At 37.9% G+C, this 15689-nt stretch carries 19 protein-coding genes and 1 other annotated feature; of the genes, 14 read left to right on the top strand and 5 right to left on the bottom strand.

What is annotated here, in order from left to right:
* Positions 1-66: 66 nt before the first annotated feature.
* Positions 67-286: a binding site (T-box leader), on the top strand.
* A gap of 23 nt (positions 287-309) precedes the next feature.
* From BT1A1_RS12435 to BT1A1_RS12400, 8 genes are all read left to right on the top strand, one after another.
* Positions 310-546: a hypothetical protein gene (locus BT1A1_RS12435; protein WP_034771788.1), complete on the top strand. Its 237-nt coding sequence runs from the start codon at positions 310-312 to the stop codon at positions 544-546.
* 53 nt (positions 547-599) lie between these two features.
* Complete coding sequence (gene tyrS, locus BT1A1_RS12430) at positions 600-1862, top strand: tyrosine--tRNA ligase (protein WP_034771786.1); 1263 nt, start codon at positions 600-602, stop codon at positions 1860-1862.
* A gap of 328 nt (positions 1863-2190) precedes the next feature.
* Positions 2191-2946 carry a nucleoside phosphorylase gene (locus tag BT1A1_RS12425; protein WP_034771784.1) on the top strand — a complete coding sequence of 252 codons (756 nt, stop codon included), beginning with the start codon at positions 2191-2193 and terminating at the stop codon, positions 2944-2946.
* Between the two features lie 153 nt (positions 2947-3099).
* The gene (locus BT1A1_RS12420; protein ID WP_034771782.1) at positions 3100-3702 is read left to right on the top strand and encodes an ECF transporter S component; all 603 of its coding nucleotides are present in this window, start codon (positions 3100-3102) and stop codon (positions 3700-3702) included.
* Positions 3703-3904: 202 nt separating this feature from the next.
* On the top strand, positions 3905-4672 hold the full coding sequence (locus tag BT1A1_RS12415) for an energy-coupling factor transporter transmembrane component T family protein (protein ID WP_034771780.1): 768 nt from the start codon (positions 3905-3907) through the stop codon (positions 4670-4672).
* Positions 4673-4691: 19 nt separating this feature from the next.
* A complete protein-coding gene (locus BT1A1_RS12410) occupies positions 4692-5528 on the top strand; it encodes an energy-coupling factor ABC transporter ATP-binding protein (RefSeq protein ID WP_231553332.1) in 837 nt (278 codons plus the stop codon).
* Complete coding sequence (locus BT1A1_RS12405; protein WP_034771776.1) at positions 5509-6312, top strand: energy-coupling factor ABC transporter ATP-binding protein; 804 nt, start codon at positions 5509-5511, stop codon at positions 6310-6312. The genes BT1A1_RS12410 and BT1A1_RS12405 overlap by 20 nt, the downstream gene beginning before the upstream one ends.
* Positions 6313-6360: 48 nt before the next feature.
* Positions 6361-6576 (top strand): hypothetical protein, encoded by a 216-nt coding sequence (locus BT1A1_RS12400; protein ID WP_156103234.1) that lies wholly within the window; start codon positions 6361-6363, stop codon positions 6574-6576.
* Between the two features lie 40 nt (positions 6577-6616).
* Here BT1A1_RS12400 and BT1A1_RS18735 read toward each other — a convergent pair whose 3' ends face one another.
* Positions 6617-6754: a hypothetical protein gene (locus BT1A1_RS18735; protein ID WP_156103233.1), complete on the bottom strand. Its 138-nt coding sequence runs from the start codon at positions 6752-6754 to the stop codon at positions 6617-6619.
* On the bottom strand, positions 6751-6948 hold the full coding sequence (locus BT1A1_RS18730; protein ID WP_156103232.1) for a hypothetical protein: 198 nt from the start codon (positions 6946-6948) through the stop codon (positions 6751-6753). Before BT1A1_RS18730 ends, BT1A1_RS18735 begins: the two co-directional genes overlap by 4 nt.
* A gap of 709 nt (positions 6949-7657) precedes the next feature.
* Here BT1A1_RS18730 and BT1A1_RS12390 point away from each other — a divergent pair.
* Together BT1A1_RS12390 and BT1A1_RS12385 are read left to right on the top strand one after the other, a co-directional pair.
* Complete coding sequence (locus tag BT1A1_RS12390; protein WP_051989128.1) at positions 7658-8587, top strand: ABC transporter ATP-binding protein; 930 nt, start codon at positions 7658-7660, stop codon at positions 8585-8587.
* Positions 8587-9279, top strand: coding sequence for a hypothetical protein (locus BT1A1_RS12385; RefSeq protein ID WP_034771771.1), 693 nt, complete (start codon positions 8587-8589; stop codon positions 9277-9279). The genes BT1A1_RS12390 and BT1A1_RS12385 overlap by 1 nt, the downstream gene beginning before the upstream one ends.
* Before the next feature lie 175 nt (positions 9280-9454).
* Here BT1A1_RS12385 and BT1A1_RS18725 read toward each other — a convergent pair whose 3' ends face one another.
* From BT1A1_RS18725 to BT1A1_RS12380, 3 genes are read right to left on the bottom strand one after another with little or no spacing between them, the layout of a single operon-like run.
* Positions 9455-9703, bottom strand: a complete 249-nt coding sequence (locus BT1A1_RS18725) for a hypothetical protein (RefSeq protein WP_156103231.1) — start codon at positions 9701-9703, stop codon at positions 9455-9457.
* Positions 9700-10089 (bottom strand): hypothetical protein, encoded by a 390-nt coding sequence (locus tag BT1A1_RS18720; RefSeq protein ID WP_156103230.1) that lies wholly within the window; start codon positions 10087-10089, stop codon positions 9700-9702. The genes BT1A1_RS18725 and BT1A1_RS18720 overlap by 4 nt, the downstream gene beginning before the upstream one ends.
* 35 nt (positions 10090-10124) lie before the next feature.
* A complete protein-coding gene (locus BT1A1_RS12380) occupies positions 10125-10985 on the bottom strand; it encodes an AraC family transcriptional regulator (RefSeq protein WP_034771769.1) in 861 nt (286 codons plus the stop codon).
* A gap of 226 nt (positions 10986-11211) precedes the next feature.
* Between BT1A1_RS12380 and rhaB the strand changes: the two genes are divergently transcribed.
* The 4 genes from rhaB (at position 11212) to BT1A1_RS12360 (ending at position 15565) form a co-directional block, all read left to right on the top strand.
* Entirely contained in the window at positions 11212-12672 is a 1461-nt protein-coding gene (gene rhaB / locus BT1A1_RS12375; RefSeq protein WP_034771789.1) for a rhamnulokinase, read from the top strand.
* A gap of 16 nt (positions 12673-12688) precedes the next feature.
* Positions 12689-13954: an L-rhamnose isomerase gene (gene rhaA / locus BT1A1_RS12370; RefSeq protein WP_034771766.1), complete on the top strand. Its 1266-nt coding sequence runs from the start codon at positions 12689-12691 to the stop codon at positions 13952-13954.
* A 33-nt stretch (positions 13955-13987) separates the two neighbouring features.
* Positions 13988-14812 (top strand): rhamnulose-1-phosphate aldolase, encoded by an 825-nt coding sequence (gene rhaD, locus BT1A1_RS12365; protein WP_034771764.1) that lies wholly within the window; start codon positions 13988-13990, stop codon positions 14810-14812.
* A 144-nt stretch (positions 14813-14956) separates the two neighbouring features.
* On the top strand, positions 14957-15565 hold the full coding sequence (locus BT1A1_RS12360; protein WP_034771762.1) for a dehydroquinate synthase/iron-containing alcohol dehydrogenase family protein: 609 nt from the start codon (positions 14957-14959) through the stop codon (positions 15563-15565).
* Positions 15566-15689: the final 124 nt, after the last annotated feature.

Genomic DNA, 15689 nt, shown 5'->3' with positions numbered 1-15689 from the left:
TGAATGGCAACAACAAAGTTTGACATCTTTTGATGAATATGCTAAAAATATGGTAACAAAATGAATAATTAAGCAATGATGGGAATTTAGTAGTTTTGCTATCCCTGTTTCGAGAGAACCGGTGGGTGGTGGAAACCGGTACAAATAGGAAAACGAATTACATCCCTGAGCATTCACTGTGAACAAGGTTTATGTGGCTCGTAGCAGTGAACGGTTGTCCGTTAGCAAAATGAGTGGAGGAAATTTTCCTCAAGTTGGGTGGTACCGCGATAGATTCGTCCCTTCGATTGATTCGGAGGGATTTTTATTTTGCCCAAATTTTCGGGTACAGGGTTCGTATTGGAAAATATTGCGACTAAGGAGTCTGAGTTTATTTTGTTAAATTTTCGGGTACAGGGTTGGGTCGGAAATGTTGCAACCAGGGAGTTCTGGTATATTTTGGATAATTTTTCGGATGTAGGGTTTGGACCGGAAAACATTGCGACCACGGAGTACAAGTTTTATTTTGCCCAATTTTTTAAAAGGGCAATAGGGAAAAAATTGTGATGTGAAATGAGAGTTTTCATTTTGCTTATTATTTTGGAAAAGGAGATTGAGTGATGGACTTATTAGAGGATTTACAATACCGAGGGTTAATCAATCAGATTACAGATGAAGAAGGTTTAAAAAAATTATTAGCCGAAGAAAGTGTTAAATTGTACTGTGGATTTGACCCAACAGCAGACAGTTTGCATATTGGGCATTTGTTGCCGATTTTAATACTTCGTCGTTTTCAATTGGCTGGACATCAACCAATTGCGCTGGTCGGCGGAGCAACCGGATTAATCGGTGACCCGAGCGGTAAAAAAGCAGAACGGACACTGAATGCAAAAGAAACCGTGGAAAATTGGGTGGAAAGCATAAAAGGACAATTATCCCGTTTTCTTGATTTTGACAGCAAAGAGAACCCGGCCACCATGGCGAATAACTATGATTGGACAGGGAAGATGGATGTCATTACTTTTTTACGGGATGTTGGGAAAAATTTTGGATTAAACTACATGTTGGCAAAAGATACGGTTCAATCCCGTCTGGAAACCGGGATTTCTTTTACTGAATTTAGTTACATGATTTTGCAGTCCCTTGATTTCTTAAAATTATATGAAACAGAAAACTGTCGTCTGCAAATCGGTGGGAGCGACCAATGGGGCAATATTACAGCCGGGCTTGAATTGATTCGGAAAACACATGAAGAGGCAAAAGCATTTGGATTGACGGTTCCACTTGTAACGAAAGCGGACGGAACAAAATTTGGGAAAACAGAGGGAAATGCAGTCTGGCTTGATCCGGAAAAAACAACACCATATGAATTTTATCAATTCTGGATTAATACCGATGACCGTGATGTTGTGAATTACTTAAAATACTTTACTTTCCTCTCCCATGAAGAAATTGAGGAATTGGCAAAAGCAACAGCGGAACAACCGGAAAAACGTCTTGCCCAAAAAGCGTTAGCGGAAGATGTAACAAAACTAGTCCATGGGGAAGCGGCATTGAAACAAGCAATTCGCATTTCCGAAGCGTTGTTCAGCGGAAATATTAAAGAATTAAACGGTGCCGAAATCGAACAAGGTTTTAAAGATGTTCCTTCATTTACAAATACGGAGGCAGAAGCCAACTTGGTTGAGTTACTCGTGGCGGCAAAAATTTCCCCATCGAAGCGGCAAGCCCGGGAAGATATTCAAAACGGTGCGATCTACATTAATGGTGACCGAGTAACTGATGTGCAGTATGTATTGGGTGACTCGGACAAAATTGAAGGCAAATTTACGATTATTCGTAGAGGGAAGAAGAAATATTACTTGATTATTTCGGAAAGGTAAGTAATTAAGCGTCAGGCCCATGGATTGTTTATTCCATGGACCTTTTCATATATGTTAGTAATGTGTAATTCCCAGTATTTCGGTTCGGTTTTTTGATGGTTTTGTCCAAAAGAGTGCGATTGGGGCCCCTTCTAATGGACAATTTAGCTTATGCTTCAACAAAAATTGTCCAATAGAATTGTTTTAATAGACATTTCTGTTTTGATTTCTAGGGATATTGTCCAAAAGAGCATGATTCGAAATCTTCTTTGGACGATCTTTACTTAATTTTTTCGAATAATGGGCAGCACCCAATGGAAGTCAAAGAATAAAAAGGAGGTAAAATCTTATGGGATCATTGCAACCCCATATTCGACTTGGAAATGACTTAAATGTTACGTATGCAGTTTTGCCGGGAGATCCAAAGCGTGTTGAAAGAGTAATGGAGTTTCTTGATTCGCCGAAAGAATTAGCATTTAATCGGGAGTATCGCAGTGCCATTGGCTTTTATAAGGGTGTTAAAATTCTGGTGGTATCTACCGGTATCGGAGGCCCGTCACTCGGAATAGCGGTAGAGGAATTGAATAATATTGGCGTTACTGCACTTATTCGAATCGGCAGTTGCGGGGCATTACAACCGCACTTGAAAATAGGTGACTTGGTCATTGCATCCGGAGCGGTCCGTAATGACGGAGCCTCATTAGCCTATATCGAAAAAGGTTACCCGGCCGTAAGCAATCCGGAACTATTGTTTTTCATAAAAATTGCAGCCGAACGTCTTCAAATTTCACATCATTTTGGTATTGTAAGAAGTCATGACAGCTTTTATACTGATAATGAGGGGAATATTGACAAATTTTGGTCAAAAAGAAATGTTTTGGCTTCAGATATGGAAACGGCTCCTTTACTGGTGATTTCTGCCCTTAGGAGTCTGCAAGCTGCCTCCATCCTAAATGTGGTTGTTTCTGCATCAGGAGACTTACATGAAGGAATTAACGACTATGTTGACGGAGAAAGGAATGCCGAACATGGAGAAAAAAATGAGATTCTTCTTGCTTTAGAAACATTTGCTTTATTAGATAAGGTGAAGAATGAAAGAGATTGACGCCTGGAAAAAATTTCATGCTATCAAGCTTATGGAGGTGATGCGTTTGAATTAGAAGTATGGTATTTTTATAATTTTCTAAAAAATTTCAAAAGGTCCATTTTATCAAAAACTGGACAAAGGGCACTTGAAAAAGGAAGGAGTGTTTTGAAAATGAAAACGAAAAGCATGTGGTCATTTCGCTTATCTACGGCGGCACTTGTATTAATTCCAATTGCAATTGGAATCAACTACATTGGGAAGACAATTGCGGCCGGGTTAAAACTCCCTTTATGGCTCGATTCATTAGGAACGATTTTATCAAGTATGTTGGCTGGACCGATTGTCGGTGGGTTATCAGGCATTATCAATAATATTATTTATGGAATTACACTTGACCCGGTATCAACCGTATACGCTATCACGAGCGGTGTGATCGGCATTGTCGTCGGTGCTTTAGCTTATAAAGGATGGGTAAATAATTTTGCCAAAGCGCTTTTGTTAGGACTGGTTGTCGGTGCAATAGCGGCAACAGTTTCAACACCATTAAATATGATCTTTTGGGAAGGTCAAACAGGAAATGTATGGGGAGATGCGCTCTATGCCTATATTCTATCCCAAAACGGACCAATATGGTTGGCATCCTTCCTTGATAGTATTGTGGTCGATTTGCCGGATAAATTAATTAGCGTACTGTTATGTTTCTTTATTTTTAAAGGATTACCGAAGAATGTAAAAAGATTATATCAAAACAATCAACGCTTTGAAGAATTGTAACTGTATTTGTTTTTGGGAAAAGGTGGAAGATACTGCTTTTTCCCTTTCCATATTCGGGGGATTTTAAAAAGTACAAGTTGTACCTTACAAACTGAGGTAAGCCATGCTTTTCTCATTCGCGCCCGAAGCTAGATAGAAAAATTATCCATCGTTTTTCAACCGTTTAATACGATAGAAATATCAAGAAGTTGGTGAATGGAAAATGAAATCAATGACCCTTTACGTCAAGCAGGATTCCCTGATCCATGAGATTGATCCGATTACAAAGGTAATTTATGCATTTGTTGCAGCCTTATTACCTTATATTTTGCCGTCCCATACAGTAGCTTTGATTGTATTGGTTATTAGTATAATGCTACTTGTCGTCGGAAAAGTATTCCGAAAGATTATTCCTTTAATCGGTCTCAGCTTATTTTTAATCGTTTCATTAGTTATCATCCAAGGTATTTTCCGACCGGATAATGTAACGCCGCTTTTTCATTTCGGACCAATCATTTTTTATAAAGAAGGTCTTTCCTATGGTTTGTTGTTAATGCTGCGGGTGATTAATTTACTCTGTGCATTCGGTGTTTTGATTTTGACAACAAAACCGGACGATCTGATTCAATCTTTCATCCAAAAAGGAATGTCACCGCGAATCGGATACGTAATCGGCTCTGTGCTTCAGTTAATACCTCAAATGAGTGCAACCATCGCAACGATTAAAGATGCCCAACGTTCACGCGGATTGGAAACAGAAGGAAGTTTATTGGTTCGTATCAAGGCTTTTTTACCTTTAATCGGACCTGTTATCATGAATTCATTAATCTCAACACGAGAGCGCTCTATTGCTTTGGAAGTTCGCGGATTCAATGCTAAGCAAAAGAAAACTTTTTTACATGAAGTCCATACATACAAATATGCAAAAGTGATACAAGCTGTTCTTATACTCATTTTCATTTTTGCTATCCTGTGGAGGATTTTCCTATGAAAAAATAATTGTTGAAAATTTGAAATATAAATATCCTGACACAGATCAGTTGGCCTTAAATGATGTTTCGTTTGAGGTGGAAGAAGGTGAAGTCATCGGGATTGTCGGCCAAAATTCTGCCGGGAAATCTTCTTTATGTTTGGCATTGACCGGATTAATTCCTCACTTTTTTAACGGTGCGTATGGAGGCAAGGTTTTGATTGACGGCATTGAGGTAAAGACAAGTACAATCACTGATCTTTCTCAAAAAGCCGGACTTGTTTTCGATAATCCGTTTACCCAAATGACGGCCTCTAAATATACCGTTTATGACGAAATCGCATTTGGATTGGAAAATATAGGGGTGTCCCGTGAAGAAATGATTGAGCGGGTCGATTGGAGTTTAAAAATGATGGGGATTGAAAACATAAAGGACAAAAATCCATTTGACTTATCTGGCGGACAAATGCAACGGGTTGCGATTGCAAGTGTGATTGCCATGCGTCCCGAGATTTTAGTTTTGGACGAACCAACATCGCAACTCGATCCTCAAGCGTCCGAAGAAGTATTTCGAGTGATCCAACAATTGAGTCAGGAAGGTATTACCATTGTCATTGCGGAACATAAGATGGAAAAATTAGCCAGTTTTACGGACCGGATTCTCTTGCTATATGAAGGCAAGCAAATCGACTTTGACACTCCACAAAAAGTTTTTTCTCGGGATGATTTACATGACTATGGTGTAGTCCCGCCGATTTTTACAACTTACTGTAAAGCAATGGGGATGAAAAACAAGAAGACCAATACTTACCCGGTTACATTGGCAGAAGTTTCTTCACTTTTGGGCGGTGAGAATAATGAATGGAATAAAAGTTGAAAATATCTCTTTTTCATATACTGAAGGTCAACCGGTTTTGTCTAACATTGATGTTCATTTTCGTCAAGAATCAACAGCGATTATCGGGCAAAACGGAGCAGGAAAAACGACATTTGTCAAATTGCTTAAAGGCTTGTTAAAACCGGCAACCGGAAATATTTACGTAAATGGAATGAATACGCAAGAATATACCGTTGCACAGCTGGCAAAGCAAATTGGCCTTGTATTTCAAAATCCGAACGATCAAATTTTTAAACATACGGTAATTGAAGAAGTGATGTTTGGTCCAAAAAATATTGGTCAGTCAACGGAGGAGGCCAGACAAAACAGTTTGCTGGCACTGGAAAAAATAGGAATCGTTCATGAAGCCGATAAAAATCCATATGACTTAAGCTTATCTGATCGGAAACTTGTTTCGATCGCCTCTATTCTGGCCATGAAACCTCCAATTATTATATTCGATGAACCGACAATGGGACAAGATTATCTCGGTAAAGAACGTTTGAAAAAAATCATGAAGGATCTGCGTGCAGAAGGTGTCCTAGTTTTATCGATTATTCATGATATGGATTTTGTTGCAGAAACTTTTGAACGTACGATTGTTATGAACCAAGGGAAAATCGTTTTGGATGGACCAACTCGAGAGGTTTTTTCTCATGAACAATTGATTCGTGACGTCTATTTGGAACTTCCCCATGCCACACAACTCGGAAAACAACTAGGTTTGAAGCAAACATTTTTAACTGTGGATGAATTGATCAATTTTAACCGAAAAAAGCAATGACAACGAGAACGGATCTCGTCGTCAAAAAAGTGGGTTTTCAGCCCCAAAATGGTGACGAGAATGAATTTCGTCGCCAAAAAAAGTAGTTTTCGTGCTTCAAAAAGACGACGAGAAGTGGTCTCGTCGCTAAAAAATGGAGTTTTCCGCATCAAAACCGCGACGAGAAAGGGTCTCGTCGCTAAAAAATGCGATTTCGCTGCTCAAAAAGACGACGAGAAGGGGCCTCGTCGCCAAAAAAGTGAATTTTCAGCCCCAAAAAGGTGACGAGAAAGGGTTTCGTCGTCAAAAAAAGGAGTTTTCCGGCTCAAAAAGGTGACGAGAAATGGTTTCGCCGCCAAAAACGAGCAATTTTCGGCTCAAAGTGGTGACGAGAAAAGGTCTCGTCGCCAAAAAGTAAAGTTTTCGTGCAAAAAACGACGACGAGAAAGGGTTTCGTCGTCAAAAACGATCAATTTTTGGCTTAAAATGGTGACGAGAATAGGTCTCGTCGCCAAAAAGGAAGGTTTTCCGGTTCAAAACGACGACGAGAAAAGGTCTCGCAGCTAAAAACGAGACTTTTCCACTTCCAAATGGTATGAGAAGATTAAGCTCATATAATTGTGTAAAAAAGGAATAAGCAATATCAATTTCTGGCAACAATGTTTTCAACCACTAAAAACATGCAAAGGAGAAATTGATATGACTCAGTACAATCTTACCCTAAATTTACAGGAATTAACTAAATTTAATAAATTTTCAGCTATGGAGAGAAAATATATCAATTTTAATAAGTATTGTGGAATTACGACTTATCCCCATTTGGAAAATTTTTCCGATTAAATTTATCCCACATAAAAGGTCAATAAGAACCAAATTTGCCTATTTTTTCAAAAAATGTGGAAAACTTATTTTTTATGTTGGGGATAACTAGTTTTTCTTTGCCAAACGTCACACCCTTTTGGTACAATTAAATCGCTAGGTAAACCTAATTTGTATAGGTTTTCCTAGTTGTGCGATATCCTCGTCTGTTAGTGTTTGCCCGCGGAAGGCTTCTAACAATCGCGAGGATATTTCTTTTCTTTTACTGTTTTCTTCATGCTTCTCAATGCTTTTGACCCACGCTCATGCAACACCCATGATATTCAATCAATAGTTAGTGATTTTTTATTTTTATGGCATTATAATCTTGTCTGTTTGCGGATTTTCACAAAAAATCCGATAAAAAGTGGAGAATTTGTTAGTGAAAAGGTTAAAACTATTTTAAGAGGTAATATTCTTTCATTACTAAATCAAATATGTAATCTAGGTAATGATATAAACGAGGTAACGTTGCAGTAGATAGTATTCTTGTTGGAGGCTACCAGTTATGAAAGAGGATTATATGATAATAAACGATATTAAAAAGACGTTTGGAAAAAAAGAGGTGTTAAAAGGAATAAATTTATCCATACCTAGAAATTCAATTTATGCATTATTAGGTCACAATGGTTCTGGAAAAACAACCTTAATTCGTATAATTCTTGGATTATTAAATGCGGATAGTGGAAATATAGACGTGTTTAATACTAAAACATTAAATAACAGCCCAGATATAGGAGTAGTTTTCGATCAACCTTCCTTATTTGATGGATTAAGCGCGATTGATAATTTGAAATTTTTTTCGGAATTAAATAATATAGGTAAAAAAGAAAGACGTATATTAATAGAACAGGAGCTAAGTTCAGCTGGGCTATGGGATCGTAGAAATGAGAAAGTAAAGAATTGGTCAACAGGGATGAGACAAAGACTAGCTATTATTCGTGCTAGTTTAATAAACCATGAAATATTAATATTAGACGAACCATCTTCTGGTCTTGATCCTGAAGTTTTAACATGGCTACATAACAGAATGTTGGAATTCAAAAACAGGGGTGGCACTATAATATTTACAACACATAATTTTGATGATGTTGAAAGTGTAAGTGATCATGTTGCTATTTTACAAGATGGGATAATTTTATGGAAAGGGGGAACTAGTGAATTATTAACTGAAACTCAGTCCAAAGTATACGAGATTGTAATAAAAGAACAAAATAAGATTTCTCAGGTCGTATCTTTATTAGAAAGCATTTTAGTAAATGGAGTAAAAATTATACCTATTAATAATGGGGTTGAGATAACATGGGAAATTAATAAACCAGAAATAAACGCTGTTATAGATATTATCAGAAAGAACAATATTGAAATCATGGAATTTAAGGAAAAAAAGAAATCCCTGAGAGAAGTTTATTTATCCTTTACAAGAGGTGAACGATAATGGGTCGTTATGTTTGGATCTTAACAAAAAAAGACTATAAAGAAATATTTACTAACCCAGTTCAGCTTCTAATCGTTATGGGATATTTAATATTTTTTAATATTATACCACTTATTTCCCTGGTTTTCCGGGAAGCCTCAAGTGTTGAAATAACCATTTTCTCAGTAGGTTTATCAGCAATTTTTCCAGTTTTAAATGTATTGGTTGAAGGAGTTAGTAAAGAACGAAATAATCGAGTTCTAGACCTTTTACTAACAAAAATTTCTCCCTTAACAATTTGTATAAATAAGTTAGTAACTAGTATAAGCATGTCTGTAATATTTGCAATATTTAGTTTGATCTTCCAATTAATTATTAATAAACTTTTTTTTCCAGATTTTTTAAATCTATTGTATTATATGTTAGATAAAAATGTATTAGTATTAACATTCCAAATCGCTCTTCCTGCTATCCTCTTAATATCATCATTAGGATTAATTATTTCTATCTTTTTGGATACAAATATAAGAATGTATGGTCTTGCGGTACTTCTTTTAATAATATTTGGTTCGTTTCGACTGTTGTTGGCGAATGGAATAAATATTCTAACAGGAGAGTTTCGGTGGTTATCAATAGTGTTTTGGTTAATGTTTTTCTTATCATTATTCTATATATATTTCTTTGTAGACAAAGAAAAAATGTTGAAGTCATAGAAGAAAAGCAGAGAATCTAAAAGCTACAGATCCGCTCTTTGCTACAACAGTAACAGACAGAAGAACATTTGGTTCTGTTTTAGTGGGAGACCACTTTGTAGAATTGCTTGAAATTACAGTATTATGCCGGAAATAAAAGGCCAATGTCACTTGCATAAAATCTGATAGAGTGCAATTACCATTTCATTTGATAAAACCAGTGGAGATCGTCGCTAAAAACAAGCAATTTTCGCCCTAAAATGGTGACGAGGAAGGGTCTCGTCGCCAAAAAGTAAAGTTTTCGTCCAAAAAACGACGACGAGAAGGGGCCTCGTCGCCAAAAACGGGCAATTTTTGGCTTAAAATGGTGACGAGAAAAGGTCTCGTCGCCAAAATGGAGCAATTTTCGCCTCAAAGTGGTGACGAGGAAGGGTCTCGTCGTCAAAAAATGGAGTTTTCCGCCCCAAAATGGTGACGAGAAAAGGTCTCGTCGCCAAAATCGAGCATTTTCCGCCCCAAACTGGTGACGAGAAAGGGTTTCGTCGTCAAAAACGAGCAATTTTCGCCCCAAAATGGTGACGAGAAAGGGTCTCGTCGCCAAAAACGAGCAATTTTCGGCTCAAAGTGGTGACGAGAAAGGGTCTCGTCGTCAAAAACGAGCAATTTTCGCCCCAAAATGGTGACGAGAAAAGGTCTCGTCGCCAAAATCGAGCATTTTCCGCCCCAAAATGGTGACGAGAAAGGGTTTCGTCGCCAAAATGGAGCAATTTCCGGCTCAAAGTGGTGACGAGAAAGAGTCTCGTCGCCAAAATAAGGTGTTTCTCGCGTCAAACTGGTCGAGCCGGTCTCTCATCTTTATTCATCAGTTACCCGTTCTTCCGATATTCCAACGGTGTCATTTCCGTTTTCCGCTTGAACAGCCGGTTGAAATAAGGGGTGTCTTCAATGCCGACCTCATAAGCTATTTCCTTTACGCTTTTATTGGTATAACGAAGCAGGCTTTTTGCTATGTTAATTCGAAAATTAATTAAATATTCAATCGGTGGAATCCCAATAAAATGAGTAAATTCCTTGCTTAATTGAAATTTATTTAAGCTACACATATGCTCTAGATCTTGTAAACCAATTTTCTTCTTAAAATTGTCTTCCAAATAATTTTTTATTTGTAAAATATAGTCAGGGATATTTTTTTCCTCAAAACCAAGATCATATTTTTGCATCAAGATTTCATTTAGCATTTCATGGATTAACAACGAAATTTGAAATTCTGTCTTGGCATTACGCGTTTGTTGCAAGTCCATGATTTCTTTGATGATCTTATGGATCCGATCGTTTTTGGCCTTAAAAACATTACTGCCGTTTTTTATATATTCTTCATAAAAGGCCTCAACATTCGGACCGTAAAAATGAATCCAGTCCATCTCCCATGGTTCATCACTGACAGTCGCGTAATGCTGATAATTCATACAATCAATAAAAAAAATATCATCTTTTTCAATCGTATACACCTGCCCTTGATAGCGGAGCCGCCCTTTCCCGCCAAAAGTAAACTTCAATAAATATGACTTCAAGTTTTGTCTCTCCGTAAAATAAGGTTTCATTGCCTTAAAATGGCCGATCTCCTGAATATAGTAAAATAGTTGTTTTGCCCGTGTAGAAGGAGTATTAAAGATTCGAATGGAATCATCCGTCCATGAATGATCTGCTTTTTCCCAATATTTCTCCATAATAATCACTACTCCAATTTTCCTTTTTCCTCATTATGCCACAACATTTCTAACTTACCAAGATAGTACAATAAAATACCAATAATGTATCATGATTTTTCTTTTGATAACGTTTACGATATTTGTGTAGGAAGAAAACAATTCAAAAAACAAGATATTAATCAAAACTATGATCCTTGGAAAGAAAGTACAATTAAAGTTGTCGAAAGGAGTGAATGAACAGGTGATGCGAAATTATCTTGCGGTTGATATTGGGGCTTCAAGCGGCCGATTGATTTTAGGAAATGTTCGAGATGGTAAAATCGAAATTCAAGAAATCCATCGCTTCAAAAATGGTTTTTCAAAAACAGACGGACATGACCGCTGGGATATCGACAAATTGATTAACGAAATTTTTATCGGATTAGAAAAAGTGAAAAAAGCGGGTATCAATGAATGCGTTTTAGGAATTGACACATGGGCAGTTGATTATGTACTGATCGATAAATCCGGAAAAAAACTTGCTGATCCGATAAGTTATCGTGATACAAGGACAATCGGTGCTATTGATAAATTAACATCAACCTATCCGAAACAGTATATTTATGAAAAAACCGGAATTCAGTTTCTTGAATTCAATACACTTTACCAACTATATACAGAAGATAAAGAGTTACTTAAACTGGCAGACAAAATTTTACTCATTCCCGACTATATTGGATACGTTCTTACCGGAAAAGCCGTCAGTGAAGTAACCAATTCTTCGACAACACAAATGCTGAATTTACGTGAAAAATTGTTTGATACAGATTTACTCAACCATGTACATGTAACTGAGGACAAATTTGCTCCCCTTGTAGAGTCAGGAACTTCGCTGGGTGGGATAAAGGAAGAATGGTATGAAAAATATGACCTTCCAAAGTGCGAAGTGATTGCTGTTGCTTCCCATGATACCGCATCAGCCGTACTTGGAACTCCGGGGTTCGGTGATAACTGGGCTTTCCTGAGCAGCGGAACTTGGTCACTGCTTGGCATGGAATTAACGGTCCCAAATACAAGTGAGGTAGCCTACAAAGAAAATTATACGAATGAATGGGGCGCATATGGCACATACCGTTTTTTGAAAAATATTATGGGACTGTGGATTGTCCAAGAAATTGCCAGAAATTTTGACTACACATACAGTTTTGCCGAAATGGCCGAGCAAGCAGAAAAATGCGAACCTTTTCAACAATTTATCGATGTCAATGATCAACGTTTTAACAACCCGGAAAATATGGTAAAAGAAATTCAAAATTATTGCATGGAAACCGGGCAAAAAGTACCAGAGACAATTGGCGAATTGACGAACTGTATTTATAGTAATTTAGCACTTTGTTATGCAATTGAGTTGGAAAAACTTAGGCGTATTACAGATCGGTCAGTGCAGGACTTGCATATTGTCGGTGGCGGCAGCAATGTTCATTTTTTAAATCAACTGACAGCAAATCTGGCAAATATTCATGTCTATGCCGGTCCGTCGGAAGCGACCGCAATAGGGAATCTACTCGTTCAAATGATTTCAAAAAACGAAATTTCAAATATAAAAGAAGCAAGAGCAATGACAAGGCAATCATTTGAAATGACCACATATAAACCGCAAGACGGAAACTGGCAAGAAGTCATTGCCGACTACAAACAATTTTTACATTCTATTAAAAAACATTGAAAGAGGGTTGCAAATAATGGCAAATCAAGACCAAATTGTCCGCAATTATGAAGTTGCAAAAGAACGATATGCAGAAATCGGTGTAGATACGGAAGAAGCATTAAAAAAATTACAGGATATGAAAATTTCCGTCCATTGCTGGCAAGGTGATGACGTAAAAGGCTTTTTAAACCCGAACGGCGAACTGACCGGTGGAATTATGGCAACCGGCAATTACCCGGGAGCAGCACGGACACCGGAGCAATTACGGCAAGATTTAGAAAAAGCGTATTCTTTAATTCCGGGCAAACATAAATTAAACCTTCATTCGATTTATCTTGATACAGACGAGAAAGTAGATTTAAACGAAATCGAACCGAAGCATTTTACAGCTTGGGTTGATTGGGCAAAAGAACAAGGTTTAGGACTTGATTTTAACCCGACATTTTTCTCCCATCCAATGTATAAAGACGGATTTACCCTTGCGTCTCCGGACAAGGAAGTTCGTGATTTTTGGGTTGAACATGGGAAACGTACTCGAAAAATCGCCGAATACTTCGGGAAAGAAATCGGTCAAACAAGCATTAACAATTTTTGGATTCCGGATGGTTTTAAAGACAATCCCGTTGATACTTTGGCACCAAGACAACGGTTAATGGAAGCATTGGATGAAATTTTTGCCGAACAATTAAATGAAGACTTTACCCAAGAAGCGGTTGAAAGTAAATTATTCGGTATTGGAGCTGAAGCTTATACGGTCGGTTCCCATGAATTTTACATGGGCTACGGGATTTCCAGAAATAAACTTGTCTGCTTAGATGCCGGACATTTTCATCCAACTGAAGTGATTTCTAATAAATTAAGTGCACTTTCCTTATTCAGTAAAGGAATTTTGCTTCATGTCAGCCGTCCGGTACGTTGGGACAGTGACCATGTTGTTATTATGGATGATGAATTACAAGCTATTGCCAGGGAAATTGTCCGCAATAATTTACTGGAAAGAACCAATATCGGACTGGATTTCTTTGATGCTACCATCAACCGAATTGCAGCATGGGTCATCGGGACAAGAAACACACAAAAAGCATTGTTAAGAGCATTGCTTGAACCTACAGCATTTTTAAAACAAAAAGAATTAGAAGGTGACTTTACAACCCGGTTAGCGTATACAGAAGAATTAAAAGACTTCCCGTTTGGTGATGTTTGGAATTACTTCTGTGTAAAAAATAATGTACCTGTCGGATTCGATTGGTTTAAAGAAGTTCAACATTATGAAAAAGAAATTCTTTTAAATAGAGCATAATTTTTTGCAGCAAGAATGGAAGGAGTATATACGATGACAAAATTGAATATAATTGACGCATCATTTACACAAGAAATGATGAAAGTAACAGCAAATATGTATCGCCTTGGTTGGGATGAAAGAAATGGCGGAAACATTAGCTATCTTTTAACGGAAGAAGAAGTGGCGGCATATTTAGATATTGAAAAAGTGGTTCGGACAATCCCGATGCAATTTGATGGAAAAGAATTGGCCGGTAAATATTTTATCGTTACCGGATCCGGTAAATATTTTAAAAATGTCATTGATGATCCGGCTGTAAACCTTGGTGTTATCCGTGTTGCAGCAGATGGAAAAAATCTTGAATTATTATGGGGCTTAGAAGATGGCGGAAGACCGACAAGTGAATTGCCTTCTCACTTTATGAGCCATATTGCCCGGATGAAAGTCGATCCGGAAAACCGAATCGTCATGCATACTCATGCGACTCACTTGTTGGCAATGACATTTACCCATCCTTTAGAAGAAAAAGCATTAACACGGACATTATGGCAAATGTGTACGGAATGTCTTGTTGTCTTTCCTGAAGGGGTGGGAATTATTCCTTGGCTCGTTCCTGGCACAAACGAAATTGGAGAAGCAACCGCAGCCAAAATGCATGAATTTCGTCTGGTGATTTGGCCGTTCCATGGCATTTACGGTGCCGGTCGTAATATGGATGAAGTGTTTGGCCTCATTGAAACGGCAGAAAAAGCGGCAAAAGTATACACCTATGTGCAAGCTCAAGGTGGTGCGAAACAAGCCATCACCGATCAGCAATTAAAAGACTTGGCTGATGCTTTTGGCGTTACACCGAGAGAAGGTTTTTTAGAGCTTTAATTTGATGAAAAATCCCGAACACCCGTCCGTACAAAACAAGTTTCGGGTTATTCCTTTGAAAAATTTCCAAACGAGAAAGCCCGCTTCTTTAGTGGTGGGAGTTGTCAGAAATAGCTCTATTCGTATGATAAACCGAAATGATTTATGTCGATGCCAAAGGGACTTGCTGCCGCAACCGGAATGGATGCATTAACTCATGCAATTGAAGGATACATCACAAAAGGAGCTTGGGAACTTACAGACATGTTTCATCTTAAAGCGATTGAAATCATTGGCCGTTCGCTGCGTGCATCGGTTGCCGGTGATGTAAAGGCAAGAGAAGATATGGCATTGGCACAATATGTTGCAGGTATGGGTTTCTCTAATGTTGGTCTTGGACTTGTTCATGGTATGGCCCACCCATTAAGTGCTCGTTACAATGCGCCACATGGTGTTGCCTGTGCGACACTTTTACCAACGATTTTGAAATACAATGCAGATTACACCGGTGAAAAATATCGGGATATTGCCAAAGCTTTAGGGGTAAATAATGTCGATGCAATGAGCCTGGAAGAAGCGAGAGTTGCTGCAGTTGAAGCGGTAGCACAATTAGGTAAAGATGTTGGCATTCCACAAACAATCGCTGAACTCGGTGTCAAAGAAGAAGACATTCCTGCCATTGCCAAAGACGCCTTTGCAGATGTATGTACAGGTGGGAATCCGCGTGATACGAGTATTGAGGAAATTGAAATGTTGTATAAGTCTTTGTTATAAAAAAATAAGTGGATGGATTTCAATTGAAGTCCATCCACTTTTAAAAATTTTTGGAACCGTTCATTCAAGTTGAAATGTCGATTGGCAAATTTTTAATTATACTTTCCGCAAATAAAGACCATGC

The sequence above is a fragment of the Caldibacillus thermoamylovorans genome (assembly GCF_000751775.1).
In the GTDB taxonomy this organism is placed as follows: Bacteria; Bacillota; Bacilli; order Bacillales; family Caldibacillaceae; genus Caldifermentibacillus; species Caldifermentibacillus hisashii.
This window is presented reverse-complemented; position numbering and strand designations above follow the sequence as displayed.

What these genes read in the sequence shown, in the direction of transcription:
- tyrS (WP_034771786.1), top strand. Translation starts at nt 600, where the DNA reads ATGGACTTATTAGAGGATTTACAATACCGAGGGTTAATCAATCAGATT.
- BT1A1_RS12425 (WP_034771784.1), top strand. Translation starts at nt 2,191, where the DNA reads ATGGGATCATTGCAACCCCATATTCGACTTGGAAATGACTTAAATGTT.
- BT1A1_RS12420 (WP_034771782.1), top strand. Translation starts at nt 3,100, where the DNA reads ATGAAAACGAAAAGCATGTGGTCATTTCGCTTATCTACGGCGGCACTT.
- BT1A1_RS12415 (WP_034771780.1), top strand. Translation starts at nt 3,905, where the DNA reads ATGAAATCAATGACCCTTTACGTCAAGCAGGATTCCCTGATCCATGAG.
- BT1A1_RS12405 (WP_034771776.1), top strand. Translation starts at nt 5,509, where the DNA reads ATGAATGGAATAAAAGTTGAAAATATCTCTTTTTCATATACTGAAGGT.
- BT1A1_RS12400 (WP_156103234.1), top strand. Translation starts at nt 6,361, where the DNA reads ATGGTGACGAGAATGAATTTCGTCGCCAAAAAAAGTAGTTTTCGTGCT.
- BT1A1_RS12390 (WP_051989128.1), top strand. Translation starts at nt 7,658, where the DNA reads ATGAAAGAGGATTATATGATAATAAACGATATTAAAAAGACGTTTGGA.
- BT1A1_RS12385 (WP_034771771.1), top strand. Translation starts at nt 8,587, where the DNA reads ATGGGTCGTTATGTTTGGATCTTAACAAAAAAAGACTATAAAGAAATA.
- BT1A1_RS12380 (WP_034771769.1), bottom strand. Translation starts at nt 10,985, where the DNA reads ATGGAGAAATATTGGGAAAAAGCAGATCATTCATGGACGGATGATTCC.
- rhaB (WP_034771789.1), top strand. Translation starts at nt 11,212, where the DNA reads ATGCGAAATTATCTTGCGGTTGATATTGGGGCTTCAAGCGGCCGATTG.
- rhaA (WP_034771766.1), top strand. Translation starts at nt 12,689, where the DNA reads ATGGCAAATCAAGACCAAATTGTCCGCAATTATGAAGTTGCAAAAGAA.
- rhaD (WP_034771764.1), top strand. Translation starts at nt 13,988, where the DNA reads ATGACAAAATTGAATATAATTGACGCATCATTTACACAAGAAATGATG.
- BT1A1_RS12360 (WP_034771762.1), top strand. Translation starts at nt 14,957, where the DNA reads ATGTCGATGCCAAAGGGACTTGCTGCCGCAACCGGAATGGATGCATTA.